The sequence below is a fragment of the Nocardia mikamii NBRC 108933 genome (genome assembly GCF_001613505.1).
In the GTDB taxonomy this organism is placed as follows: Bacteria; Actinomycetota; Actinomycetes; order Mycobacteriales; family Mycobacteriaceae; genus Nocardia; species Nocardia mikamii.
Map to the genome: position 1 here is coordinate 198,563 of NZ_BDCM01000009.1, position 24,067 is coordinate 222,629.

Annotated in this window: 19 protein-coding genes; 13 read left to right on the plus strand and 6 right to left on the minus strand. The window is 67.1% G+C overall.

Annotation, left to right across the window (positions count from 1 at the left end; genetic code table 11):
- Nucleotides 1-89 precede the first annotated feature (89 nt).
- Nucleotides 90-1,670 (minus strand): sigma-54-dependent Fis family transcriptional regulator, encoded by a 1,581-nt coding sequence (locus NMI01S_RS12460; RefSeq protein ID WP_084512886.1) that lies wholly within the window; start codon nucleotides 1,668-1,670, stop codon nucleotides 90-92.
- Nucleotides 1,671-2,103: 433 nt separating this feature from the next.
- Between NMI01S_RS12460 and NMI01S_RS12465 the strand changes: the two genes are divergently transcribed.
- The 8 genes from NMI01S_RS12465 (at nucleotide 2,104) to NMI01S_RS12500 (ending at nucleotide 12,700) form a co-directional block, all read left to right on the plus strand.
- Nucleotides 2,104-3,273 carry a PucR family transcriptional regulator gene (locus NMI01S_RS12465; protein WP_157126148.1) on the plus strand — a complete coding sequence of 390 codons (1,170 nt, stop codon included), beginning with the start codon at nucleotides 2,104-2,106 and terminating at the stop codon, nucleotides 3,271-3,273.
- Between the two features lie 122 nt (nucleotides 3,274-3,395).
- Nucleotides 3,396-4,412, plus strand: a complete 1,017-nt coding sequence (locus NMI01S_RS12470; RefSeq protein WP_062996733.1) for an ABC transporter permease — start codon at nucleotides 3,396-3,398, stop codon at nucleotides 4,410-4,412.
- 58 nt (nucleotides 4,413-4,470) lie between these two features.
- Nucleotides 4,471-5,541: a sugar ABC transporter substrate-binding protein gene (locus NMI01S_RS12475; protein WP_062996735.1), complete on the plus strand. Its 1,071-nt coding sequence runs from the start codon at nucleotides 4,471-4,473 to the stop codon at nucleotides 5,539-5,541.
- Between the two features lie 2 nt (nucleotides 5,542-5,543).
- Nucleotides 5,544-7,778, plus strand: coding sequence for an ABC transporter permease (locus NMI01S_RS12480; protein WP_084512888.1), 2,235 nt, complete (start codon nucleotides 5,544-5,546; stop codon nucleotides 7,776-7,778).
- A complete protein-coding gene (locus NMI01S_RS12485) occupies nucleotides 7,775-8,860 on the plus strand; it encodes a hypothetical protein (protein ID WP_062996739.1) in 1,086 nt (361 codons plus the stop codon). Before NMI01S_RS12480 ends, NMI01S_RS12485 begins: the two co-directional genes overlap by 4 nt.
- 10 nt (nucleotides 8,861-8,870) lie before the next feature.
- Nucleotides 8,871-10,382 carry a sugar ABC transporter ATP-binding protein gene (locus NMI01S_RS12490; protein WP_062996741.1) on the plus strand — a complete coding sequence of 504 codons (1,512 nt, stop codon included), beginning with the start codon at nucleotides 8,871-8,873 and terminating at the stop codon, nucleotides 10,380-10,382.
- A gap of 214 nt (nucleotides 10,383-10,596) precedes the next feature.
- Nucleotides 10,597-11,808 (plus strand): lactonase family protein, encoded by a 1,212-nt coding sequence (locus tag NMI01S_RS12495; protein ID WP_062996746.1) that lies wholly within the window; start codon nucleotides 10,597-10,599, stop codon nucleotides 11,806-11,808.
- Nucleotides 11,809-11,941: 133 nt separating this feature from the next.
- Nucleotides 11,942-12,700: an SDR family NAD(P)-dependent oxidoreductase gene (locus NMI01S_RS12500; protein ID WP_062996748.1), complete on the plus strand. Its 759-nt coding sequence runs from the start codon at nucleotides 11,942-11,944 to the stop codon at nucleotides 12,698-12,700.
- Between the two features lie 192 nt (nucleotides 12,701-12,892).
- Here the strand turns inward: NMI01S_RS12500 and NMI01S_RS12505 are convergent, their stop codons facing one another.
- The 3 genes from NMI01S_RS12505 to NMI01S_RS12515 all read right to left on the minus strand — a co-directional run bounded on the left by NMI01S_RS12505 (nucleotide 12,893) and on the right by NMI01S_RS12515 (nucleotide 17,061).
- The gene (locus NMI01S_RS12505) at nucleotides 12,893-13,942 is read right to left on the minus strand and encodes a zinc-dependent alcohol dehydrogenase family protein (RefSeq protein ID WP_062996750.1); all 1,050 of its coding nucleotides are present in this window, start codon (nucleotides 13,940-13,942) and stop codon (nucleotides 12,893-12,895) included.
- A 48-nt stretch (nucleotides 13,943-13,990) separates the two neighbouring features.
- Nucleotides 13,991-15,457: an aldehyde dehydrogenase gene (locus tag NMI01S_RS12510; protein ID WP_062996752.1), complete on the minus strand. Its 1,467-nt coding sequence runs from the start codon at nucleotides 15,455-15,457 to the stop codon at nucleotides 13,991-13,993.
- A gap of 185 nt (nucleotides 15,458-15,642) precedes the next feature.
- Entirely contained in the window at nucleotides 15,643-17,061 is a 1,419-nt protein-coding gene (locus NMI01S_RS12515; RefSeq protein ID WP_062996754.1) for an MmgE/PrpD family protein, read from the minus strand.
- A 207-nt stretch (nucleotides 17,062-17,268) separates the two neighbouring features.
- Between NMI01S_RS12515 and NMI01S_RS12520 the strand changes: the two genes are divergently transcribed.
- The 3 genes from NMI01S_RS12520 (at nucleotide 17,269) to NMI01S_RS12530 (ending at nucleotide 20,836) form a co-directional block, all read left to right on the plus strand.
- Nucleotides 17,269-18,366 (plus strand): response regulator transcription factor, encoded by a 1,098-nt coding sequence (locus NMI01S_RS12520; protein ID WP_157126149.1) that lies wholly within the window; start codon nucleotides 17,269-17,271, stop codon nucleotides 18,364-18,366.
- A 147-nt stretch (nucleotides 18,367-18,513) separates the two neighbouring features.
- Nucleotides 18,514-19,545, plus strand: coding sequence for an MBL fold metallo-hydrolase (locus NMI01S_RS12525; protein WP_062996758.1), 1,032 nt, complete (start codon nucleotides 18,514-18,516; stop codon nucleotides 19,543-19,545).
- Between the two features lie 70 nt (nucleotides 19,546-19,615).
- Nucleotides 19,616-20,836, plus strand: a complete 1,221-nt coding sequence (locus tag NMI01S_RS12530; protein ID WP_062997033.1) for a CoA transferase — start codon at nucleotides 19,616-19,618, stop codon at nucleotides 20,834-20,836.
- 316 nt (nucleotides 20,837-21,152) lie between these two features.
- On the opposite strand, the gene NMI01S_RS12535 is transcribed toward NMI01S_RS12530, so the two are convergent.
- On the minus strand, nucleotides 21,153-21,425 hold the full coding sequence (locus tag NMI01S_RS12535; RefSeq protein WP_245716830.1) for a hypothetical protein: 273 nt from the start codon (nucleotides 21,423-21,425) through the stop codon (nucleotides 21,153-21,155).
- 162 nt (nucleotides 21,426-21,587) lie between these two features.
- On the opposite strand from NMI01S_RS12535, the gene NMI01S_RS12540 reads away from it, so the two are divergent.
- Together NMI01S_RS12540 and NMI01S_RS12545 are read left to right on the plus strand one after the other, a co-directional pair.
- Nucleotides 21,588-22,364: a DUF5919 domain-containing protein gene (locus tag NMI01S_RS12540; protein ID WP_062996761.1), complete on the plus strand. Its 777-nt coding sequence runs from the start codon at nucleotides 21,588-21,590 to the stop codon at nucleotides 22,362-22,364.
- Nucleotides 22,339-22,806 (plus strand): NUDIX hydrolase, encoded by a 468-nt coding sequence (locus tag NMI01S_RS12545; protein ID WP_062996763.1) that lies wholly within the window; start codon nucleotides 22,339-22,341, stop codon nucleotides 22,804-22,806. Before NMI01S_RS12540 ends, NMI01S_RS12545 begins: the two co-directional genes overlap by 26 nt.
- 203 nt (nucleotides 22,807-23,009) lie before the next feature.
- Here NMI01S_RS12545 and NMI01S_RS12550 read toward each other — a convergent pair whose 3' ends face one another.
- Nucleotides 23,010-24,002 (minus strand): quinone oxidoreductase family protein, encoded by a 993-nt coding sequence (locus NMI01S_RS12550; RefSeq protein WP_062996765.1) that lies wholly within the window; start codon nucleotides 24,000-24,002, stop codon nucleotides 23,010-23,012.
- Between the last annotated feature and the right edge of the window lie 65 nt (nucleotides 24,003-24,067).

Consider the following 24,067-nt stretch of genomic DNA (forward strand, 5'->3'; position numbering starts at 1 on the left):
ATTCTTTTCGCATCTCGATTCGGCGCCCGCCCCACAGTAGAGATGCATCCGGCCGGTGAGTGTCCAAAGTTTTGGACACTCACCGGGATTCAGTCGATGTGCAACGCCCGCAACCGGTTGTAGAGGGTGGAGCGGCTGACTCCCAGGGCCCGCGCGGCCTGGAGCCGGTTGCCGCCGGCTGCTTCCAGAGCCGCGACGATGACCTCCCGCTCGGCCTGCCGGAACGGCGAGGCCGGTGCGGGACGACCGCGGTGCGAGGCCGGCAGATCCGAGGGGATGATGTCGCCCGCCGAGCGCAGGTCGGCGACGGCCGCGATCACTCGCCGCAGCTCCGCGAGGTTGCCCGGCCACGGTTGTTCGGCCAGGATGCGCAGCGTCTCGGCAGTCAGCCGGGTATGCCCGCCCGGATTCACCTCGGCGAGCATGTGCTGCGCCAGCTGGGGGATTTCGTGGCGGCGGCGGCGCAGCGGCAGCAGATCGTTCCGGTCGTTGCACAGCACCGCGAGTGGCGCGTGCACGCTGTCGAGGTGCTCACCCGGCGTCGAGGTCAGTACGACGTTGCGCCGCGCGCTGCGCAGATACCGGGCCAGCAGCGTCGTCATCTGTTCCGACAGCAGTTGGATGTTCTCCACGACGGCCGCCGGTCCCGCCTTGTCGAGGACGAGTTCGGCGTCTGCGGCCCAGGCCTGTTCACCCACCCGCACGATTTCGGTGGCGTCGAGTTCCGTCGCCTCGGGCCCCGCGGCCTGCCGGGCGGCGGCGGTGCGGCCGCTACCCAATTCGCCGACCACCAGCAGCGGCCAGGCCGGCGTGCGCGTGGCGGGACGCTCGCCGCGACGAGTCTCCTGATCCGGGAGAATATCGACCAGCACCCCGTGGTCGTCGTCGACCGGCACACAGCGCAGCCGAACCGTCTGCCCGGAGGCGAGGGTGAGGCGGTGGGTCGCCTCACCGGCGAACCGGGTGCCCTCCACGCACATCCGCACGGCCGCGTGGTCGGCGGGTTCGAGCAGATCCAGTGCGGCGGGGGTGGCCAGGACGAGGCCGTGGCCGACCGCGACAACCGCCCGTTTCCGACGGGTCGCCGCTGCTTGGAAGGCGTTCAGAAGCTGCCGCTGCGACTGTGAGGCGTCCAGCTGGAGGCGGTCTTCGATATCGCGCACCACGCGCCGGGCGAAGGGCGGGAACAGCCGGTGGTCGTCGCCGGCGCGGCCGCTGATGTCGAGGACGCCCTCGAGCCGGCGGGTGACCGGATTGACGATCGGATGCCCGTAACAGGTGAACCCCTGGAAGGCCGCCATGAAGTGTTCGGGACCTTCCACGAGCAGGCCCTGCCGGGTCTCGATGGGGGTGCCCACGGCGTTGGCGCCGACCTCGTCCTCGGCGAGCCGGATCCCCGGTACCACGCCGAGGTCGGCCACTCCGCGCAACGTGGACCGGTCCGCGCACTGGATATCCACCACGCGGGCGGAGTGGTCGGCGAGCAAGAGTGTGACCGAGGTGCCCTCCAGTTCGGCCGTGGCGCGCTCGAGCACCGGCCGCGCCGCACGGGTCAGGCCGGAGTCGACGGCGATCGCGTCCGGATCGAAGCGGGGCGTGACATGTTCGTCGATGCCGTTGAGCCGGGATCGTAACCACGCCGACGCGATTTCGGGTCGTGCCGGTCTCATGCCGGGATGCGCCGATATCGAAGGCACGCGACACCACCTTGTCTCGCCGTACTCGCCTACCCTGCTGGCTCCTCGCTGGCATGACGAGCAGTGAATATGTGAGGAGCATTATATTTTATGCACGAAATGATGCAAGTCACACCCCCTTCGAGAAACCGGGCGGTGACCGGCACCGACACCATCCTCCGGCGGGGTGTCCAAATACTTGAACACTGCGCGATCGGCGGCGTCCGTAGTCTCGGGTAGCTCGAACGATCAGGGCGCTACGCGTCAGCGGAGTCTACGGTCCCCGCGCACACCGAGTCCGCATTTCGACCCGAATACCGGAATCGACGGAGGAGATTTCGATGCCCGAAACTCACCACTGCGCACCAACGCCCCCGACGGCGGTCCCACGCCGGATTCCGGGAATCAACTCCGGTTAGGAGGAGCAGTGCCGCAAAGACAACTTACCCGCCCGACCCGCGCCGCGGATCCGCACACCAGCTCGCACCACCTCGATCGACGGGCGGCCGAGGGCCACAACCTGACCCGCGCCGTGCAGGAATGCCTCGAACTGTCGATGTGCATACTGGCCGGACAGGAACGCCCCGAACACCTGCAGCGGCTTCAGCACGAGGCGTCGTGCTGGGCACGCGACGGAATACCCATCGATACGATCCTGCGGCTGGTCCACGACGGTGTCCGCCTGGCCCTCGATCTCGTGCGGCGCAGCGCCGTGACCCGGATCGGCCCGGCCGGCATCCGTCGCCGCCCGATCGACGGCGACGTCGTGCTGGACCTGCTGAACACGATCACCTCGACGGTCGCCGGAGCCTACGCCAGTCACCTCCACACCGCCGACCACCAGCACGCGGCGCGCGCCCTGGCGACCGCCCTGCTGGAAGGACGGCCGACCTCGGCACTGATCCGCCACGGCGGCATCGACATCGCGGACGAGTATTGGGTGCTGGCAGTGACCGTTCTGCGATTCCCGGATTCGCCGGCCTTCCGCGCCGACTCCGATGTCCTCGCCCTCGCGCCCCTGCGAAGGGTGCGAGCCGAACTCGCCGACCGATTCGACGGCGCCGCATTGGACGTCCTGTCGCTCGACGGGGGGACCGTGCTGATACCCGCCTCGCTCGCCGAGGATGCCGGTCTCGACCTCCTCGTCGCCGACCTCGCCCGGACGGCGGGCGTACCGATCGCCGCGGCGGTCACCCGAGCCGAGACCACAGGCATTCCCGCGGCCGCCGATCGCGCCCACGAACTGCTCGACCTGGCTGCCCGCCTCGGCATGACCGGATTGCATCGCTTCGACGACCTGGCGCTGGAATATCAGCTCACCCGGCCCGGCCCCGGTCTCGACCAGTTGACCGCCCTGCTGGATCCCCTCGACGATCACCCCGAATTGCTGAGCACGCTGCGGTGTTTCATCGCCAACGACCAGAGCCGCAAACGCACCGCCAATCGTCTGCACCTGCACCCGAATTCGGTCGACTACCGGCTCAAACGCATCGCTCAGCTCACCGGTTTGGACGTATCGCGCTCCACCGGCCTGTGGTATCTGCGCTCGGCCCTCATCGCCCGCAGCCACCGCCGGCCGATCATCCGAACGTCGTAGTCGAATCCGACCGGCGTCGGATGCCGTCGCTCTGTGCCCTGGGACACAGTGTCAGCCACATCACATGACTGACGAGGAGCGGCGATGGAGCCATCACACAACAGCGACGGGCGTGGTCGACGATGACCACGGCCACGCTGGACACTCGCGTACACATCTCGCCCCGGGCCCGGATCGCGCGGGTCGAACAGGGCTACCTGGTGCTCGGCATCACGGTACTGGTCTGCCTCGTGGGCGGGCTAACCACACCGAACTTCCTGTCGCTGAACAACTTCACCAGCATCGCGAGCCTGTCGGCGGCCTTCGGCATCCTGGCCGTCGGTGAGGCCGTGGTCATCCTCGGCAAAGGGATCGACCTGTCGGTGGCCGGGATCGGGCTGGGATCCGCGCAGGCGACGCTGGCGTTCATGAATCGCGGTATGCCGGAAGGCAGAGCGATCCTGTTGATGGCCGGGCTGGCGCTGCTGGTCGGCGTGCTCAACGGCGTGCTGATCGCCTACTTCGAGGTGCCGGCGCTGTTCGCGACCCTGGCTACGGGCATGCTCGCCATCGGCGGCGTCGACATCCTGTTCCTGAGCAGCAACGTCTACAACGTGCCCGGCGGATCGTGGATCGCGGCGCTGAGCAACGGATCGGTGCTGGGCGTTCCGCGTCCGGTACTCGTGGCCGCCGCGGTATTCCTGCTGGCCTGGCTGTTCATCTCCTACACCTCGCCGGGACGGCTGATCCGCGCCATGGGCGACAACTTCGACACCGCCCGCGCAACCGGTGCGCCGGTGCGCCCGCTGCAGGTGCTGACGTACGTGATCGCCGCTCTGCTGGCGGTTCTGGCCGGCTATGTCACGGTGTCGATTCAAGGCAGCGTGCAGACCACGGTGAGCTCGTTCGATCCGATTCTGTTCACCGCGTTGACCGTCGCCGTGATCGGCGGGGTGTCGCTGTCGGGCGGTCGCGGCACGATTCTCGGCGTGCTCGCGGGTTCGCTGTTCGTCGGCGTCCTCAACAACCTGCTGGTGCTGCACGGGCTGACCACGGCCGTACAGGACCTGATCCGCGGCGCGGTCCTGATCGCCGCGATCGCCTTCGACGCCTGGCTGCATCCGCGCAATGTCGAGACCGAGAAGTCGGGCGAATTGTAATGCCCTCCCCCACAAGCGTTTTCCTATCCGACCAATCACACAGCAGGAGCGTTCGACGATGAACCGAAAGAAGATACTGGCCCTCGTGATGGCCGCCCTGGCGGCATTCGCCGTCGCCGGATGTTCGGTCGACAGCGGCGCCAGTTCCGGCGGGGCCGCCTCCGGCGATCAGGCCTTCGGCGCGAATGTGGACATGAACGCCGCGGTGCAGAAGGCCCACGACGTGATGAAGGGCAAGAAGATCGCCTTCGTCCCGATTCTCTACAAAGGCTATGCGCTGACCGAGAACTGGGGCGCGACGATGCAGCGTTCCTTCGGGAACCTGGGCGCCGACTTCCAGGTCTACGACTCCAACTTCTCCAGCGACCGGATGATCAGCACCATCAACGACCTGATCGCCCGCAAGGCCGCCGACGTCCTCGTCCTGCAGAATCAGGACCTCGGTCTGCTCGACAACGCGATCCAGCAGGCCGAGCGCGCCGGCATCTACACCGTCGTGCTGAACATGATGTCGACCCGCCTGGGAGACGCGTTCATCGGCGTCGACGTCGCGCACGCCGCCCGCGCGATCGCCCAGCGCGCCGCCGACGACTGCGGCCACCGCAACGCCCCGAAACAGGTCGCGGTGATCGACGGGCCCGGTAACGACCCGGCCTCGATCCAGTGGAACCAGGGCATCCACGATGTGCTCGATCCGCTCGGATACAAAGTGACCGTCGCCCATTCTCAGTTCCAGAACGCGGTCGCGCAGCAGGCGGCGGAGTCGATGCTGCAGCAGTCGCAGGGCAAGTTGTGCGGCTTCCTGGTGACCTACGATGTCAACGCGGTCACCGTCGGCCAGACCGTCGCCAACGCCGTCGGCCGCGGCCAGGTGGCGCCGGATTCGGTGGGTACCTACACTTTCGACGCCGACAAGAGCTGGTGTGATGCGCTGAAGCAGGGCCTGGTCACCGCCTCGGTCGCCTACGACGTGCAGGGTATCGGTGAGGCGGCGGCGGTCGCGACCCAGCAGCTGATCCAGTCCGGTGTCAAACCCGGCGGCAACCACACCGTGTCCTTCGTCTCCGACGCGATGGTCGACAAGAACAACGTCGACGACGTCTCCATCGCCTGCTACAAGGGCCAGTGAGCATGACAGCACACGCACTCGTCGAAAACCCGCCGCCCGCACAGCTTTCCAAGACATTGACGCGGGGGCGGCTCGGAATCAAGTATCTGTCCCGAGGGGTGGACGCCTTCCCGCTCACCGGCGGGAGGTGGTCCGACCGCATCGCGCGCTACCGCACGCTGTCGGAGCTGTTCGAGAAGCGCTGGATGGAGGGCGCGGTTCCGCTGGGACTGGCGCTGATCCTGTGCGCCGTCGTGCTGTCCACCACCCGGGTCGGCGCCGACAACACTCCCCTCATCCTGGACCAGGCGACCGAATACGGGTTGCTCGCCATCGGTTTGACGGTGGTGCTGGTCGGCGGCGGCATCGACCTGTCGGTCGGCTCCATCGTCGGGGTCGCCTCCCTCGGCGCGATGGTCGCCGACCGTGTGTGGAACTGGCCGATGCTGGTCGTGGTGCCCGCGGCGGTCGTGATCGGGGCCGCGCTCGGCGCGATCAACGGCTTCCTCATCGCGCGCCTGAAGATGCGGCCGTTCATCACCACCCTGGTGACGCTGATCGCCTTCGGTGGTGCGGCGTCCGCGCTGCAGAGTGCCTACAGCACGAAGATCGGCCTCGCCAAACCCGACATCGTCTGGGATTTCCTGAGTTTCGGCAAGATCGCGGGAATTCCGGCGGAGTGGTTCATCTTCCTGGTGGTGTTGATCGTCGTGCACCTGGGCCTGACCCGTTCCCGCTGGGGCTGGTGGGTCACCGCGGTCGGCTCGGATCGGCGCTCCGCGCGCCGCAACGGTATCCCGGTCGACGCCACCACCTTCTGGATCTATGTGCTCTCCGGTGCGCTCGCGGGCCTGTCGGGTCTGCTCACCGCCGCCCGGCTCGGGCGCACCGATCCCAACGTCGGAAACGGCTGGGAGATCATCGCTTTGACCGCGGTGGTGCTCGGTGGTGTGAGCCTCAAGGGTGGCCGCGGTTCGGTGTTGCGGGCGACGGTCGGTGTCCTCGTGGTGGCGATCATCCAGCAGGCCACCATCGCCGAGGGCGCACAGGGGTCCTACTACACGGTGATCCTCGCGGCGGTGCTGCTGCTGTTCACGATCCTCGACCTGAAATGGGGTAAGTATCGCCAGCGCACGGTCGAGAAGCTCAAAATCGACCCGGCGAAACTGGAGCTGCCGCCGCTGACCGATATCACCACTCCCGGCAGTGTCTGGAACCTCAACAGCCGCCTGACCGACGCCCCGCCGATCGGTCTCGGGCAGATTCGCGGCGCCGAGGATTGCGCCGTCGACGGTGACGGCAATGTCTTCTGCGGTGACCAGCGCGGCTGGGTGTGGAAATTCGCACCCGACCGTACCGAAGGCGAAATCTTCTCACGCACCGGCGGTTTCCCCTGCGGACACGTCTTCGATCGGGACGGGCAGCTGGTGGTCGCGGTCGGCGGTATGGGCATTTACCGGGTCTCGCCGGACGGGGAGTCGGAACTGCTGGCCAACAAGGTCACACGCAGCCCGCTGTCCCTGCTCGACGATTCCGGACTGCGCGCCATCGACGATCTCGATGTCGCCCCCGACGGCTCGATCTACGCCTCGGACTTCTCCACCCGCAACAACACCGCGGACTTCCTCATCGAGCTGGTGGAGTTCCGCCACAACGGCCGCGTGGTGCGGGTCGATCCGGACGGCAGCACCGAGGTCGTCGTGTCCAATCACGTATTCCCCAACGGGATCTGCACCTCCCACGACGGCCAGTCGATTCTGATCGTCAGCACCGGACTGTGCCGGGTGGATCGGTTGTGGATCGCCGGACCGAAACAGGGGCAGCTCGAGCCGGTGCTGGAGAACCTGCCCGGCTACCCGGACAACCTGAATCGCTCTTCGGACGGCAACTACTGGCTGCCGCTGTGCGCCATGCGCACCCCGATGTCGGATCTGCTGCGCAAATATCCAGGCGTGCGACGGCGCATGACTCGTGAAGTGTCGCTGGACAACTGGGTCGTTCCGCAGCTGAACATGTCGTGCGTGATCAAGTTCGACGATCGCGGGCAGATCCTGCAGGTGCTGTGGGACGAGACGATGGAGAACTACCCGATGGTGACCTCGGTCAAGGAACACGCCGGCCACCTGTATCTGTGCGGTGTCAGCAACAACCGCATCGGCCGGCTTCCGTTGCTGCCGGACGAAATCGGATCCATCGATCCCCATCGCGTTCCGGGACTGGCGGATACGACTCGCACACCCGCCGGGGTGATCCTGTGAACCGCACGATCGCCACACTCGCCGAATGGATCAACCCCGCGTGGGGCAAGCACCGCACCGTCCCGCCGATGGATGCCGGCCTGCGGCCCAACCGGCGACTGGACGAGGCGCGGGAACTGCTGGCGAACGACGTCTACGCACCCGACGCCGTGGTCGTCGCCGCATCCGGTGCGGTGCTGTTCGGCAGCGGCAACTCCCTGTTCTCGCTGCGCGACGGCGAGGTCCGCATCCTCGCCGAACTGCCGGGACCGGTCGGCGCGCTCGTCTGCCGGGGCAGCGCGGTGATCGCCGCCGTCGAGGGCACCGGGCTCGTCGCGGTGGACATGTCGGGGACGGTGACCGACCTGTGCACCGACCCCGTGGTCGCCACCTGCGTCACCGACCTCGCGGTCCTGCCCGACGGTTCGCTGATCGGCACGGTCGGTTCCCGAAACCACGAGGCGGGCAACTGGTCTCGGGCCTTGGTGCGCGGCGACCGGTCCGGCCTCATCGTCCGATTCGACGGCTCGCGGGCGCGGGTCGAGGCGCAGGGGTTGGGGTGGCCGTCGGGCATCGAGGTGGCCTCGGCCACCGAGGTGCTGGTGTCGCTCAGTTTCGAGCACCGCATCGAATTGCGGTCCCTGAATGCGCTCGCCCGCCCGGCCCGCGCGATCGCTCGCAATCTTCCTGTGTATCCGGGGCGCCTGGCGGCCGCCGGTGACGGCTGGTGGGTCGCGGCGCCCTATATCCGCAATCGCGTGACCGAAATGCTGCTCGATGAACCCGCGGTCATCGAGGAGATGGTGGCGCGGATCGATCCCGAGGACTGGTTCGTGCCGCGACTGCGCTGCGCCAATCCGTACACCGACACCATGCAGATGGGTCAGCTGCGGGTCCTCGGTGTGGTCAAACCGTGGGCGCCCGCACGCTCGTGCGGGGTGGTGCTGCGCATCGACCGGACCGGGCGCGTGGTGGAGAGCGCGCACGCGCGGGTCGACAGCGCGCGGCACGGCGTGACCGGTGTCGCGGTGTCGGACGATCGCATCGTGGTGGCGGTCAACGGGTTCGGCAATCTCCTGCACGTGTCCGGCGAGAAGGAATGAGGTGAGACGGATGCCTTACGCGGACAACGACATCGCCGAGCCGGTGATCCGGCTGTCGAACGTGAGCAAGCGTTACGGCGGCACCTACGCACTGCGCGGTGTCGATTTCGATGTGCGGCCCGGCGAGATCCACGCCCTGCTGGGCGAGAACGGCGCCGGCAAATCGACGATGGTGAAGATCATTTCCGGCGCCGTCACCCACGACAGCGGCACCCTGGAAGTCGACGGCGCCGAGCGCACCTTCACCGCGCCGAAGGATTCGGTGGAAGCCGGAATCTCGATGGTGTATCAGGAGGGTTCGCTGGTCGAGACCATGACGGTGGCGCAGAACCTGTTCATGGGCAACGAGAAGGTCTTCAACAATCTCGCCCACCTCAACATCGTGGCCCGAGAACTGCTGGAATCGCACAACTTCCACATCCGGCCGGACGTGGCGGCGGGCGCGCTCGGCGTGGGCCAGAAGCAGATGGTCGAGATCGCGCGGGCGGTCCACCGCCACGCGAAGGTGGTGATTCTCGACGAGCCGACCTCCTCGGTGACCCCGGAGGAACGGCTGCAACTGTTCATGTCCATGCAACAGCTCAAACGCAAGGGCATCGGCGTCATCTTCATCACCCACATGCTCGACGAGGCGTTCGAGCAGGCCGACCGGATCACCGTCCTGCGTGACGGTGAGGTGCAGGGCACGCTGTCCGAGCCGGAGTTCAGCCACGACGAGGTGGTGCGAATGATGGTGGGACGCAATGTCGAAATGGGCCGGGTCGCGGCCGGCCGGGAACCCGACCCGACGCCGGTCCTCGAGGTCGAGGACGTGACCTTGCTGCCGGTGGTGCGCACCATGTCGTTCTCCGCCTACGCCGGTGAGATCGTGGGCATCTACGGTCTGGTCGGCGCCGGTCGCAGCGAGGTCGCGATGATCGTCAGCGGCATCATGAAGCGCCGCCGATTGCGCGGCGGCACAATCAGATTGAACGGCCGCGAGGTGCGTTTCCGGACACCGCGGCACGCCCGCAAAGCCGGCGTCGTCTACATCACCGAGGACCGCAAGGCATCGGGCTTCTTCAGCCACCTGACGATCGCCGACAACATCTATCTCGGCCATCTGTGCAGTGCGGCGCGGCTGCCGTTCCTGGTCCGTCCGGGAGCCAAGAAGTCCGTTGCGCAACGATTCGTCGAACTGTTCCAGGTACGAACCCTGCAACCGAACCGGGCCACCCTCGAAGAGCTCAGCGGCGGTAACCAGCAGAAGGTCGTGCTCGCCAAGGGACTGACCCGCAAACCGCTGGTCGCCATCATCGACGAACCGACCCGCGGCGTGGACCTCGGGACCATCCCGGAAATTCACGCCATGATCCGGGGACTCGCCGACGACGGTGTCGCGGTTGTCGTCATCTCCTCGTACATGCCCGAGATCCGAGCCCTGTCCGACCGCATCCTGGTCGCCAAGAACGGGACGATCGCCGCCGAGTTCGCCCCGGAGGAAGCGGACGAGACGCGGCTGATGTTCGCGGCCGTGCACTGACGGCGACGGCCGCGGCCGACGTGTAACCCCGCTCGTTCGAGCCGGGGTTACACGTCGTTGCCGGGCTGTGCGCTCCGCGCCGGAACCCGGCATCGGTGGCCGATACAAACCCTCCCGCCGGGTTACCGAGCGCTACGACACGGGGCCCTCGATCGGGACCCCTGTCCAAGTATCTGGACAGTCACCACCGGCAATTCTGCCTAGCTTCGAATCCATGAGATCTGGTTCACAGCCGACAGGTGATCCGGCGCCGGCGACCGATATCGCCGCCCGCCCGAAGCAGCGCCCGACCAGGACCCGGCAGGAACGCTGGGCGGCGGCCATGGCAGCGATCGTGCTGCCGGGCATGGTAGTACTCCCGTTGCCGGCCGAGGCCTTCGCCGATGCTCCGGCCGCCACTTCACCGGCCTATCACCTGTACGCCCACGGCTTCCTCAGCGACGGGCTGGCCGGCTACAACGCCACCGATTCCGCGCCGCCGCAGCCCATCGCGGGGGCACCCTCCGGCATCGCCAGCTGGCCGCAGGTCGCTTCCCCGGACGGACGTTTCCTGTACGTCGCCTCGGGGGCGACTCGAACTGTGCTCGTCTACGCGATCGGGCACGACGGAGGGCTCACCGCCCTTCCGGGAATGACACTGCCCGATATTCCGGTCGACATCGCATTCACCCGCGACGGGCACCGCGCCTACGTCGTGATGGGCGTGGCGAACGCCTCGATCATGGCCTTGACCATCCGCGACGACGGCACCCCGGTCCAGAACGGGCCCACTGTGCCGTTCGGTGCGCCGACCGATGGCATCTCCTCGGCCGTCGTCTCTCCCGACGGCCGATCGCTGTACGCGGCAAGCTATCTCATGGATCAGCTGATCCGGTTCGGTATCAACGACGACGGCACGGTCACCGCTGCCCAGCAGCGAATCTCGACCGGCTCGGGCCCGATCTATCCGACGATCACGCCGGACGGACGCCACCTGTACATCTCGAACGAACGCGGTGGCAGTGTCTCGGGCTACGCCGTCGCCGAGGACGGAACACTGAGCCCGGTGGCGGGTTCACCGTTCCCGTCGGGACTGTTGCCGCACGTCATGAGTGTGACTCCGGACAGCGAGTACGTATACGTCCCGAATATGGGCTCGAACTTCGTCAGCGCCTATGCCGTCCAGCCCGACGGGGCCCTGCGGCCGCTGCCCGATGTTCCGTTCGGAAACGGTCCGCTCGGCCCCATGTCCGAGTCGTCGGTGATGTCGCCGAGCGGCGACGCGCTCTGGGTATTCGGCACCGACCCGGTACAGGTCGGCCGGAACATCCTGCGCCGCTACCACGTCGGCAGCGGCGGCGTACTCGATCCGGACGAGACCACCGTCATCCAGACCGACACGCGAGTCGCGGATGGGCGGACCCTCACCCTCGCGCCGGGCCGGTAGGCACCGGCCCCGGCGGCCGGCCGCGGCCGTTCCCGGAGACCACCACCGTTGTGCCTCGGACATCCGGGGCGCACACCACCGATGTCGGCAACCGACGCCGACGTTCCATCACCATCCGACAGGAGAAACAATCATGGCTGGAATCGACGGACGCTCCGTCATCGTGACGGGCGGCGCCAGCGGCATCGGTGAGGCGGCCGCGCGCCTGTTCGCCGAGAACGGCGCCAAGGTCACCATCGCCGACGTCACCACCGAGGCAGGCGAAGCACTGGCGAAACAACTGACCTCCGAGGGATATACCGCTCAGTTCGTCACCACGGATGTGACGAACGAACAACAGGTGAAAGCAATGGTCGAGGCGGCCGTCTCGGCCTACGGGCGACTCGACGGAGCGTTCAACAACGCGGGCATCCCCAACTCCGGCAAGAGTCTGGTCGACATCACCCGGGAGGATTTCGACCGGATCTTCGCCGTCAACGTCACCGGCCCGTTCCTGTGCATGAAGCATGAGATCCCGGCGATGATCGAGGCCGGCGGTGGCTCCATCGTGAACACGGCGTCCGTGGGCGCCTTCATCTACATTCCGCTGGCTTCGGAATACACCGCGTCCAAACACGCCGTCGCCGGTCTGACCAAGGGCGCGGCCGCGGAGTACGGCGAGCACGGCATCCGGGTCAACGCCATCGGCGTGTCGACCGCCAAGACTCCGATGTACATGGAGTACCTGGAAAGCAACCCGTCCTACGCCGACACGGTGGCTGCCACCCATGCCCTGCGTCGCGCCAGCGAGCCCGTCGAGCACGCGGAGGCCGCCATGTGGTTGCTGTCGGACGCCGCCTCGTTCGTCACCGGCGTGACCCTGGCCACCGACGGCGGTTACACGCTGTACTGAGCACGGCCTGCGTACAGTTCCTCGACAGGTGCGGCGGTTGCGACCGCCGCACCTGTCGTGCGTCCGGTGAAGTACGAGTGCGCGGGGCGGAGCGAGGGGTTTCTCTCTGCGGCACAACGCCATTCGCCCCGGCCGCAGGCAGAACCTGCGGCCGGGGCGAATGGCGTGTATCTGTCGGTGCTTCGTCGTCGCTCAGAACTCGATGACGGCCTTGCCCCCGGTCTGCTTGTCGAATTCGCGGTAGGCCCGGTTCGCGTCGTCGAGGGTCCAGTGGTCGGTGAAGACCTTGTCGACGTCGACGCCGTGGGCGGCGATGAAGCGGGCGCAATCACCTTGTCCGGCAACGGAGAAGGTGTAGGAGCCGATGATGGTGAGTTGTTTGCGGATGATGTCGGGGCTGACGTTCAGGGTGACCTGCCCGCCCTCGCCGACGAAGCCGACGCGGCCCCACGGCGCGGTGGCCTGGACGGCCGCGGCACGTGCGGCCGGCGCGCCGGAGCAGTCCAGGGCACAGCTCACGCCCTTGCCGCGGGTCAGCTCGCGAATCGCCTCCACTGCGTCGGTGGCACTGGAGTCGATGGCGTGAGTAGCACCGAATTCTGGTGCCCGGGCGACTCTTTCGCTCGCGACGTCGACCGCGATCACCTCGGCGCCCATCGCCGCGGCCAACTGCACCGCGGATTGGCCGACCGGGCCCTGACCGAAGACGGCGATGGTGTCGCGTGCGTTGAGATCCAGCCGCACCAGACCGCCGAATGCCGTTCCGGTGCCGCAGGCGATGGCCGCGCCGGCGGCGAAGCTCAGTTCGTCCGGCAGCGGAACCAGTGTTCGCGCAGGCACTTTGATGTAGTCGGCGTGCCCGCCGTGTGCCGTGGCGCCGAAGATCTTGGCGCCACGTTCGCACATCTGGGTCCATCCGGTGCGGCACCGGTCGCAGAATCCGCACCCGTCGTAGTGGTGCACCATCACCCGGTCGCCGACGCGCACCGCACGCGTATCCACGTCGGATCCGAGCGCGACCACCACACCGCACGGCTCGTGCCCGGCGATGATGCCGGCGTCGTCGCCCTGTAACCCGAACGCCGCCAGCGCCTCCCCGGCGGGGGCGCGATAGAACCGGAGATCGCTACCGCACATTCCGGACGCCTTGATCTGCACGACCACGTCCGCGGGCCCCGGTTCGGGGTCGTCGAACGAGACGATTTCGAGGTTGCGGTCACCGTTGAACACAACGCCGCGCATCGGCACTCCTCTGCCTCCGGCCAACGCCGGGTCGATCGAATGATGGTGTCAGGACAGCGATTTCGCCAGGGCGGGCGACAGGCCGTAGGACTTGGGCTCGACATATCCGTCGAACCCTTCCAGCCCGGCCTCACGGCCGATGCCACTGCATTTGAAGCCGCCGATGGGCGAGTGGAAGCCCACCACGTTGCCGTTCAATTCCACGGTCCCCGTGCGGATCCGGCGGGCCACCGCCAGCGCGTGCTCGTCGTCGGCGGCGAAGACCGAACCGTTGAGACCGAACATCGAGTTGTTGGCGATCGCCACGGCCTCGTCCTCGTCGGCGAAACTCAGCACCGACAGCACCGGTCCGAAGATCTCCTCCTGCGCGATGCGCATATCCGCCTGGACTCCGGTGAAGATCGTCGGCTCGACGAACCATCCCCGGTCCAGTCCCGCGGGCCGCCCGCCGCCGACAGCGATCTTCGCACCCTCGTCGCGGCCGATCTCGAGGTAGCTCTCGATCATCGCGCGCTGCCGGGAATTGACCACGGGACCGATCTCGGTGGCCGCGTCGGCCGGATCACCGACCGGCATCGACTCGACCATCGCGACCAGCCGCTCGACGAGTTCGGCCTCCCGTGAGCGCGCCACCACGATCCGGGTCTTGTTGCTGCAGGCCTGGCCGTTGTTGCGCATCGAGAGCTTGCGGATCTGCCCGATCGCGACGTCGAGATCCGCGTCGTCGAGCACGATCGCCGCGGATTTGCCGCCCAGTTCCAGGGTGACGCGCCGCAGGTCACGCCCGCAGAGCTCCGCGACACGCCGACCGGCCGCGGTGGATCCGGTGAACGACACCTTGTCGATCCCGGGATGGGTGACCAGGTGTTCACTGACCCCGCGATCGGCGGGCAGGATATTGACCACCCCATCCGGCAAACCGGCTTCCTGCAGGATCTCACCGAGGATGTAGCCGTTCAGCGGCGCCTCGGGCGCGGTCTTGAGTACCACGGTGCATCCGGCAAGCAGAGCCGGACCCAGTTTCAGCATGGCGATCTGCAGCGGCATATTCCACGGAATGACCGCGGCGACAACGCCGATCGGCTCGCGCGTCACCAGGCCGGTGCCGGTCGCGGAGCGGCGGATGCTGCTCCATTCGTAGCTCGGTGCCAGTTCGAGGAAGGCGTCCAGCAGCAGCTTCGCCCCCAGCGACTGGGTGCTGCGCGACAGGGTGATGGGGCTGCCCATCTCCGTGGTGATCAGCTGGGCGATCTCCTCCTGCCGCTCCCCCAGCCCGGCGCTGACACGCGTCAATACCTCGATCCGCTCGGCCAGCGACATCCGCGGCCACGGTCCCTGGTCGAACGCGTGCCGGGCGGCGGCGACGGCACGGTCGACATCGCTGGCGGCCGAGTTGGGCACATGGGCCACAGTCTGTTCCGTATACGGCGAGATCACCGCGATCTGCTCGGTGGCGGTGGGCTCGGCCCAGCGGCCGCCGATGAACAGCTTCGAATAGTTGCCCTGGTAGACCATGTTCTTCTCCTCGCACCGGCCGAAGCGTCGCTTACGCCGGTCCAGTCATGGAGCCGCCGTCGGACACGGTGGGGCGGCTCGGTAGTCGCGCTGCGCGGTGCGCTGTCGTCGAGTGTGTCGCAGCGCACACCCGAGGCGATATCCGTCGCCGGTCGTATTCGACTGCGACCTTCAGCCGATAGCGGTCACCGGGTGCCGAGCCGGCGCATGACCGTCGCGAAGTCGTCGACGTCCTCGAGGGCGAACACCGCGTCGACGATGCTGTCCATCTGCGCATCGGCGATGACACCTTCGGCATTGGTCCGGAACTTGGCGATCAGTTCCTCGTCGGTCATCCGGGTCTGGGGGTCCGGGGTGGGGCTGCCCTTCGGATACACCCGGTCGGCGACGAAAGTCGTTCCGCGGGCATCTACTTCGATCCGGGCGGGCCGCGCGGACGGATGCGACGACAGCGCCTCGAAATAGTCCGGGTGCGGTTCGAAGGTGACCCGCTCCATCAGGTCCAGGACCGAACGGCTGAACACGAGATCCGGATCGTGCCACGCCTTGCTCGGGGTGATGTTGTGCGCGCCGACGGCCAGTCCGTGCGCGATGCTGAACTGCGCGTCGTGGGTGTGCTCGATGACGTTGCTCAGCCACAGCGGATGCAGGACCGCCGCCTCACCCCAGCACCGGATCGCCTCGATCTCCTCCGGTTTCAGATCGTTGTCCGCCACGATCTCGGTCAGCGCGTGCAGTGGCGCGTGCAGGATCCGGCAGTGCGGATACGGCTTGAAGGTCTGCTCCGCGGGGAACAGCCAGTCCTCACCCAGACCGGCGGTGATGTTCTGCGGTTCCCAGCGCCGGGTGCCGATGAAGCGCCGGTAGCCGAGTTCGGCGTCGTCGAGGACCGGCAGATCACCGCGGTGGCCGAGCTTGGCCATGTAGGCCGCGGTCAGCGAGGCGTTGGTGAGCGCGCCGGCCAGCGAGTACTTGATCGTCGCCGTCGGCGCGTGCGCCAGCCACGACCGCATCGAATTCACCGGAGAGGTGCTGGCCGCGATCGCGAGGGCGTTGGCGAGTACCTCGGCGGAGTAGCCCTCGAGCTTGCCGACGGCCGCGGTGGCACCGAAGACGGTGTTGCTGTAGCCCAGCACGGGCGACAGGTTCATCTCGGTGTCGGTGCGATCGCGCAGATAGTCGACGGATTTGTAGAAGCGGAACGACATCTCGTGCGACAGCGCGATCGCGGTGATCACATCCCGGCCGGAGCGCTGCTGACTTTCGGCCACCGCCATGGTCTGCGGCAGCACATACGGCGTCACATGACCGGGCGGCAGCACCGCGTCGAAGTCGAGGGCATTGATCAATTCGCCGTTGGCGAAGGCGGCGCCGAAGATCGACACCCGATCGGCGGTGCCGATGATCGTGGCGTCACCGGAGCCGCCGACCAGGCGCCCGTACTCGATGCCGATCTTGCCCTTGTGCTGGTCGACCGCTCCCAGCGCGCAACCCATCGAATCGAGCAGGATGCGCTTCGCCTCGACGACCACCTCCGCGGGCAGACGGGAGTACTCGACACCGGTGGTGAAATCGGCCAATTGTTCGACGATGGTTTTCGACACGAAGGGAGGTCCTTTCCGACTACCGCGCGGCTGCGATGCCGCTGTCAACGATGGCGTCGATCGGGACCGTCGGCATCCGCCGCCGGTCCGAATCGCATACGACCTTCGGCCGACTACCGCCGTGTTGCGCGAATCTGTGCCATCGATGACCACACTACCGCTAGAATTAGACATTATATATTGTCCTGCCGAAGCACTGGAGCGATCGTGGCAACCGCAACTAGGGATTCACAGCACCGTGACGTGGCGCTGGACGGCGATCTCGGCGCCCGGATCCGCGAACTCGTCACCGATGCCGGCAACACACTCGGCCGGGAATTCCCCGCGCGTGACCTCTCCCGCGCGGCGGCAGCCAAACAGGTGCTGCGTTACCTCTGGGAAGCGACCGTCGCGGACCTCTTGCGGGCGACCGATATCCAGCCCGCGCAACTGACCCGGCTCACCCTGCTGCTCAACCGGATCCGGGACACCGAGAGCGAGGTCGACGAGGCCCGGCTCAGCGAGGGAGTCGAATTGCTGCGCCGGGTCCGCCGGGCGCTGGCTCGCATGCACGACGCGACGACCGTCGACGAATTGTTCACCGGCGCCCCCGAAGCGGCGTGCACCCTCGGATTCGATCGCGTGCTGCTGTCCACGGTGGAGAATTCGACATGGCAGCTGCAAACCATGTGCGTGGTCGGCGATCCGAAACTCGCCGCGGACATGGTGGCGGCCGGCCGCGACAACCCGCCGCGCCTGGACGGCACCCTGATCGAGTCCGATATCGTCACGCACCGGCGCGCCGGGCTGGCCCTGGACGTGCAGCGGAATCCGCGGGTCGAGCGCACCCTGGTGAAGATGTCGCGCTGCACCTCCTACGGCGTGGCGCCGCTGACGGTGCAGGGGCAGGTCGTCGGCATGGTGCACGGCGACTGCTACCGGCCCCACCGCGAGGTCGACGCCGCCGATCGCGCGGTGCTGAACCTGTTCGCCGAGGGCCTGAGCCACAGCCTCGCCCGAGTGCGGGTACTGCAAGGCGTCGCCGATCTCCAGCGCGGCCTCCAGCAACTCACCGGCATGCAGCTCACCGCCCGGCAGGCACTCGCGGCACCGGCCCAGCCCCACCCGCTGCTGTCGAGCCGCGAGGTCGAGGTCATCGAACTGCTCGCCGCGGGCGAACCCAATCGCCTGATCGCCCGCAAACTCTGCATCTCCGAGGGCACGGTCAAAACCCACGTGACCCACATCCTCCGCAAACTCGGCGCCGCCAACCGCGCCGAAGCGGTGTCCTACTGGCTGCGCGACACCCCGGTCCGGGCGCGCTGACGCTCCTCCCGACAGAGGTGACCATGGCCTCGCGGGCGTCATCGATGCCCCACGCCCGCCGTTCACTCGTCCACGTATAATATATTGTGTACGAGTGCTGGCGTATGTGTCGGCCGTAGATCGACCTCCCGCGACAGAGGTGTGCCCATGACGAGGATCATGACCCAGCCCGACGACTGGACCGAACCCGGTCCGCACCACGTCGTGCGCGGCATCCACCGGATCCCGTTACCTCTGCCGATCGACGGGCTCGCGGCCGTCAACGCCTATCTGCTGGAATCGCCCGAAGGACTGATCCTCATCGACCCCGGGTGGGCGTCCCCGCAGACAGAGCAGGCCGTCGCCGCGGCGCTGCGCCGGCTGGGCTACGAGCTCGGCGATATCGCCCTCTGCCTGGCGACCCACCATCACGCCGACCACTACACCCAGGCCTTCGCGTGGCGAGAAACGCTGGGCTGCAAGCTGTTCGCGGGGCGCGAGGAACGCCACAGCATCGAGGCCGCCGGGCTACCGGGCAGTTTCCCCAACCATCCCCCGCTGCTCGCGCGTTGCGGGGCACCGGAACTCGCATCGCGGATCGCGCGCGGGGACGGTCCGACGGAGTGGGACGATATCCCGTTCGGGGCGCCGGACGGCTGGCTGGACAACGGTGACGTGATCGCGCTGCGCCGCGGCGCCCTCGAGGTGATCGCGACACCCGGGCATACTCGCGGGCACGTCGTATTCCATCACCCCGAGACGCGAATCCTGATCTCCGGCGACCACATTCTCCCGCACATCACCCCGTCCATCGGATTCGAGAAAGCACCCGAACCGCACCCGTTGCGTTCGTATCTGCAATCACTACGCCTGGTCGGCGGACTGCCCGACACCGCGCTGCTGCCGTCGCACGGCCCGGTGACCCGCAGTACCCACGCGCGGGTCGACGCGCTGCTCGACCATCACCGGCACCGTCTCGACGAGGTGTGCGAACGGGTCGACGCGGGTGCCACCACCGCCCACGACATCGCCGCCGCCCTGCCGTGGACCCGCCGCCGGCTGCGGCTGGAGGAATTGCCCGCGGAGCATCAGCTGTCCGCGATCATGGAGATCAATGCCCATCTCGACGTCTTGGCACTGCAGGGCCGAGTCGGGCACGACGACCGCGCGACCGTGCACCGATTCGCACCCGCCGCGTGAAACAAGCAGCAAACCAGCCCTTTTCGTCACCGGCGAGCACCCGCCGCATACCTACATCGTGGAGGATCACGTGACCACAGACCATTCCCCGCTGGCGGGCCTGCGGATCGTGGAATTCGCCAGTTTCGTGGCGGGCCCGTCCGGTGGGATGACGCTGGGCCAGCTCGGTGCCGACGTCATCCGGGTCGACCCGATCGGCGGGGCGGCCGATTACACCCGGTGGCCGCTGTCGCAGCGGACCGGGCGCAGCCTGTACTGGACCGCGCTGAATCGCGGTAAGCGTTCCGTCGCGGTCGACCTGCGCTCCCCCGAAGGCCAGGAGTTGATCATCGGATTGGCCACCGCGCCGGGACCGGACTCGGGCATCGTGGTGGACAACAATGTCGGGCGGCCGTGGCTGTCGTACGAGGCCCTGAGTCAGCGCCGCGCCGACCTGATCCAGGTACACATCGACGGTTACGCCGACGGCCGGGCGGCGGTCGACTACACGGTGAATCCCGATGCGGGCGTTGCCGATATGACCGGGCCGCTCGATGCGGCCGCACCGGTGAACCATGTCCTGCCCGCCTGGGATCTGCTGGCCGGCATGACCGCGACCACGGGCCTGCTGGCCGCCCTGCACCGCCGCACCCGCAGCGGCGAGGGCTCGTTCATGCGGATCGCCCTGGCCGATGTGGCGTTCTCCTCCCTGGTGAATCTGGGGTGGCTGGCCGAGGCCGACGAACTCGGCACCGCCCGCCCCAAACACGGCAACCAGGTCTACGGCAGCTACGGCGCCGACTTCGAGACCGCCGACGGCAACCGCATCATGGTCGTCGCCCTCACCCGCCGTCACTGGGACGCCCTGCGCACCCTCACCGGCACGGATTCGGTGTTCGACGCGCTCGAGAAATCCCTGGACGCCGACTTCCGCACCGAGGACGACCGCTACCGCCACCGCGAGCTCATCACCGCCATCCTGCGCCCCTGGTTCGCCGCCCGCCCACTCGCCGACATCGACCGCGCGCTCACGGAATCCGGCGTGCTGTGGAGCAAATTCCGCACCGTCCACGACGTGGCAGCCGGCTACCGCTCCGAGGGATCGCCCGCGATCTTCGGCGAAGTCGACCAGCCCGGCATCGGGCCCGTCCTGACCAGCCGCTCCCCCGTGCGCATCGGCTCCGAATACGGCGATTACGCGGTCGCGCCGGACCTCGGCGAACACACCGGCGAGGTGCTGTCCGAAGTTTTGGGATTGAGCGACACCGAGTTGGGGCGTTTGCACGATACGGGGGTCATCGCGGCGAAGTAGCACGGATCCGCCGCCGCTGCGGTGCCCGCGTCGGCGAAGTCGCAGGCCGCCATTCGCGGGACGAGAGCACCTCGCAGCTGCAACGACCACGGTGCGATCCCAACGTTCGTTTCCGCGTGCCATGGCTTGCGGGAGTCGGCCGAGATGGCGGCGACGGCGATTCCGAAAGCTGCCTACTCCCGGCTCTCACCCTCAATGCGATCTCGAATGTCCCTGACCGGCTTATCCTTTGGTGCTCGTGGGGGCCATATGCAGGCCGCGATGAACACCACCACCGGGATGGCGACAGCTATGACCAGCCCTCCCTCCCAGCCAGTCATCCCACCCCTCCAGCAGCCGACCAGCGCGCGAACGACAGGCGAGGCGTGACGATTTCAATGTCGGCGAGATGCATCACGTTGTTGATCGTCAACGGGTCGAGGTGTTCTGGGGTCGGAATGACTACGGCGTCCACATCGGCGGCGCGTACGCGGTCGACGAGTCGAACCGTCGGGTTGGCATCCCATATCAGCGCATAGCCGAGCCTCCGGCATAATCGGGACACTTGCGCCGAGTCCCAGTCGTACGCGGTACTGATCTCGGAATCCACCCACCCCAACGCAGTCGGTTGCCGCCTCATGTCTGGCCCGAATCCGTGTTCATATCAGTAAGGATCGGCTCTGACCTGGGACGTTGATACCCTCTTTCCAGGACGTTCAGGACGTTTCGCATCTAGGATTCACGATGTCCCACAAAGCGAACAGGGGGTACGGTGAACGAAGCACTACGACGAGCCATGGCGAAGGCCGATGTATCCGAAACGGATTTGGCCGCAGCATGCAACGTCGACACCAAAACGGTTATGCGTTGGATAACGCATCCGACGCGGACACCACACTCGCGGCATCGCCTGACCGTGTGTGACACCCTGGGAGTAGAGGAGGCTGATTTGTGGCCTTCGGCAGTGCGGGTGAGTCTGAAGACTGGCCCCGACCGAGAGATCGCGCAGGTGTGGCCATACCGATCGGCAGCACCACAAACCCTCTGGCGCTCACTGATTCACGGCGCAAAAAATGAAGTTACGTTCGCCGGCTACACGAACTACTTCGTCTGGCTGGAGCACGCGAACATGGGAAAGCTTTTGCTTCGCAAGGCATCCGACGGCTGCCGAATCCGATTCTTGATCGGCGACCCAGACAGTCGGGCCACTCGCGACCGGGAGGCAGAGGAAGATGTTCCGCTCACCCTCTCCACACGCATCGCCGTCACCGTGGGCGAGCTGACCAAGTTACGCGGAACCGACGGCATCGAAGCGCGTTACGGCACTGGTCACGTCAACCTGTCGGTCTTCCGATTCGACAACGACATGATCGTGACGCCGATCTTGGCACGTCATGTCGGCCACGACGCGCCTATGTTGCATATCCGACGTGAACAGAACGACGGCATGTTCGACCGTTTCGCCGAGCACGTAGAGGAATTGTGGTCGCGCGGACGCGACATCTGGGAGGAGATTGCCAACCATGGGACGGATCGACTACGAGAATGACCCCAACGCACCGGAAGCGAACTCGCTGGTGCCGGCAGCATCAGTCGTCGTCGTGAACAACTCCGGGAAGATATTGCTCCAACGCCGAGTGGACAACGGCATGTGGGCCCTCCCCGGCGGCAAAATGGAACTCGGAGAGTCCCTGGCCGAGTGCGGTATCCGAGAAACGAAAGAGGAGACGGGACTCGATGTCGAGATAGTCGGCATCGTCGGCACCTACACCAACCCTGCCCACGTATTCGCCTACGACGACGGCGAAGTGCGCCAAGAGTTCTCCATCTGCCTGTTGGGCAAGCCGGTCGGCGGAGCCCTCGCAGTTTCGGACGAGTCGCACGAGGTCTCCTGGTTCACCGCCGACGAAGTGGATCAACTGCCGATCGTCGACAGCATCCGCCGTCGCCTGGAAGACTGGCGTTCGGGTGCGTATCCCGCTATCCGATGATGCCTACAGCCGCCAATCCTCCTCTCTGACCGGCTATTCGAGATCAATGCGCAGCGAGAGCGCGTAATCCATGGGTCCCCGAGCAAAGAGCGGAGACCTGTCGGCGGGGGGCGGATCGGGCCACCGAATGTCCCTAAGCTTCGGACAGTCGTGCGTGGAATCAAATGCGCTGCAATCACAATGCGACGCGTCGCGGTGGCGCCCTATTCCTCGCTCATGGTGAACACGATCTTGCCCACGGCTGCACCGGAACGGAGGCGCGCGAGTGCACTGCCGTGCTCGGTCCACGATACGGTTCGGTCGACGACCGGGCGGATGGCGCCGCGGGCGACGGCCGGGATGACCTCGGGCAGTAGCCCGGCGATGACGGCGGCCATCTCGTCGGGCCGGGTGAATCCGTACGAGACGCCGTGCACGGTGAGGTGGCGGTAGGACAGGTGGTCGAGATCGATCGTCGACACCGGCCCGTCGAGACGACCGATATTGACCACGTGCCCGTCGTGCCTGGTGGCGGCGAGGCACTGGGCGAATGCCTGTCCGGCGACGTGGTCGAGCACGACGTCTGCTCCTCGACCGCCGGTCGCGGCCAGAACGGCTTCGGTGAGGTCGGTGCCGGCGGCGACGACGACGGTGTCGACTCCGGCCTCGGAGAGCAGGGCGCGTTTGCCGGGCGTGCGTGTCGTGCCGATGACGTGTGAGGCGCCGAGGGCCCTGGCGATCTGAACGCCGATCAGGCCGATGCCTGCGGATGCTCCGGTGATGAGCACGCTCTGCCCTGCCTTGAACCCTGCCGCGGTGAGAGCGCCGTGTTCGGTCAGCAACCCCGTCGGCAACGCGCAGCCCACGACTGGGTCGAGACCGGCGGGCCGGGGCAAGACGTGGCGGTGGTCGGCGACAACGTATTCGGCGAACGAATGCGGTGTCGATCCCATCACCGCGTCGCCGATCTGCCAGGCATCGACACCGTCGCCGAGCGCGGTCACGGTTCCGGCGTACTCGAATCCGGCGACGAACTGCTCACCGTGACCGCCCTGCATGGGATCGGCCCGGTCCAGCATCGGGATGTCGCCGTTGTTCGTCGCCGCCGCCTGGTTGCGGATCAACACCTGCCCCGGCCCCGGCTGCGGAATCGGAACATCCTGCAGGCTCCAGTCCGGGCCGAGCCCGCCGACGAGCGCACGCATCATCTCCGGCATCCCGATTCTCCTCTACGACTCGGCAACGAATACACGAAAGCCCGGTCGGGCTGCTTGCGGCTGCC

Coding starts and splice junctions, on each gene's coding strand:
- NMI01S_RS12460 (WP_084512886.1), bottom strand. CDS start 1,670: ATGAGACCGGCACGACCCGAAATCGCGTCGGCGTGGTTACGATCCCGG.
- NMI01S_RS12470 (WP_062996733.1), top strand. CDS start 3,396: ATGACCACGGCCACGCTGGACACTCGCGTACACATCTCGCCCCGGGCC.
- NMI01S_RS12475 (WP_062996735.1), top strand. CDS start 4,471: ATGAACCGAAAGAAGATACTGGCCCTCGTGATGGCCGCCCTGGCGGCA.
- NMI01S_RS12480 (WP_084512888.1), top strand. CDS start 5,544: ATGACAGCACACGCACTCGTCGAAAACCCGCCGCCCGCACAGCTTTCC.
- NMI01S_RS12490 (WP_062996741.1), top strand. CDS start 8,871: ATGCCTTACGCGGACAACGACATCGCCGAGCCGGTGATCCGGCTGTCG.
- NMI01S_RS12495 (WP_062996746.1), top strand. CDS start 10,597: ATGAGATCTGGTTCACAGCCGACAGGTGATCCGGCGCCGGCGACCGAT.
- NMI01S_RS12500 (WP_062996748.1), top strand. CDS start 11,942: ATGGCTGGAATCGACGGACGCTCCGTCATCGTGACGGGCGGCGCCAGC.
- NMI01S_RS12505 (WP_062996750.1), bottom strand. CDS start 13,942: ATGCGCGGCGTTGTGTTCAACGGTGACCGCAACCTCGAAATCGTCTCG.
- NMI01S_RS12510 (WP_062996752.1), bottom strand. CDS start 15,457: ATGGTCTACCAGGGCAACTATTCGAAGCTGTTCATCGGCGGCCGCTGG.
- NMI01S_RS12525 (WP_062996758.1), top strand. CDS start 18,514: ATGACGAGGATCATGACCCAGCCCGACGACTGGACCGAACCCGGTCCG.
- NMI01S_RS12545 (WP_062996763.1), top strand. CDS start 22,339: ATGGGACGGATCGACTACGAGAATGACCCCAACGCACCGGAAGCGAAC.
- NMI01S_RS12550 (WP_062996765.1), bottom strand. CDS start 24,002: ATGCCGGAGATGATGCGTGCGCTCGTCGGCGGGCTCGGCCCGGACTGG.